This window comes from Streptomyces nanshensis, from assembly GCF_001751255.1.
Lineage (GTDB): Bacteria > Actinomycetota > Actinomycetes > Streptomycetales > Streptomycetaceae > Streptomyces > Streptomyces nanshensis_A.
Genome location: NZ_LJGW01000548.1, coordinates 1 through 1,300 on the forward strand (window position 1 = coordinate 1; position 1,300 = coordinate 1,300).

1 protein-coding gene is annotated in these 1,300 nt (G+C 71.6%); it reads left to right on the plus strand.

Annotation, left to right across the window (positions count from 1 at the left end):
* Positions 1-264: 264 nt before the first annotated feature.
* On the plus strand, positions 265-1,300 hold a 1,036-nt coding region (locus AN218_RS29660), incomplete at its 3' end, for an ATP-binding cassette domain-containing protein (RefSeq protein WP_079132721.1).

A 1,300-nucleotide genomic window follows, 5' to 3' on the forward strand; every position in this document is an offset into this window, starting at 1 on the left:
GGGACCGCGTGGCCGCGGTCCCCGGGCGGGCCCTCCGTCGTCGCGCGTGAGGTTCTGTGCGGTCGGTACGCGTCACAGTGCAGCGGGCGATTGGGCAGGGGGCCGCGATCTTCAACGGCCGTCGGGGGGTTGCGGGTTGGGTGTCTCCGGGGCCGGAAGGCGGGCGTCCGGGGCACCGGGGGTTGGAACCGAACCGGGGCCTTGTAGCCTCCTAGGCCATGTCCGGGGGCGTGTGAGCCCCGAACTTCGTCCAGGGACAAACGGATGATTGAGGCGTACGGCCTGACAAAGCGCTACGGCGCCAAGACGGCCGTGTACAACCTGTCCTTCCAGGTGCGGCCCGGAATCGTCACCGGCTTTCTGGGGCCCAACGGCTCCGGCAAGTCGACGACGATGCGGATGATCCTGGGCCTGGACAGCCCGACGTCCGGTCAAGTGACCGTCGGCGGGCACGCGTTCCGTAATCTGCCCAACGCGCCCCGCCAGGTCGGCGCCCTGCTAGACGCCAAGGCCGTGCACGGCGGGCGGTCGGCGCGCAATCATCTGCTGTCGCTGGCGCAGCTCTCGGGCATCCCCGCCCGCCGGGTGGACGAGGTGCTGGGCGTCGTCGGCCTCCAGCAGGTGGCCAAGAAGCGCTCCCAGGGCTTCTCACTCGGCATGGGCCAGCGGCTGGGCATCGCCGCGGCGCTGCTCGGGGATCCGCAGGTGCTGCTGTTCGACGAGCCCGTCAACGGTCTCGACCCCGAGGGCATCCTCTGGGTCCGCAATCTGATGAAGCAGCTCGCGAGCGAGGGCCGTACCGTCTTCGTCTCCTCGCACCTGATGAGCGAGATGGCGCTGACCGCCGAGCATCTGATCGTCATCGGGCGCGGCCAGTTGATGGCGGACACCTCGGTCAAGGAGTTCATCGCGCAGAACTCGGTGGGCTTCGCCCGCGTCCGTACGCCCGAGGGCGACCCGGGACAGCAGGAGAAGCTGACGTCGGCGGTGCAGGAGGCCGGCGGGCACGTGCAGCCGGAGGGCGACGGGGCGCTGCGCGTCACGGGGCTTCCGCTGCCGCAGATCAGCGAGTTGGCGCACCACGCGGACGTACGGCTGTGGGAGCTGTCCCCGCATCAGGCGTCCCTGGAGGAGGCGTACATGCGGCTCACGCAGGGCGCCGTCGACTACCGCTCCACCGCCGACCAGCGCGCCGGGCTCCAGCAGCCCGCGCCGCAGCAGCAACTCGCGGCGGCGCAGCTCGGGGTGCCGATGGGGCCGGGGGCGCCGGTGCCTCCGGGTGCGCCGGGTGCGCCCGGCA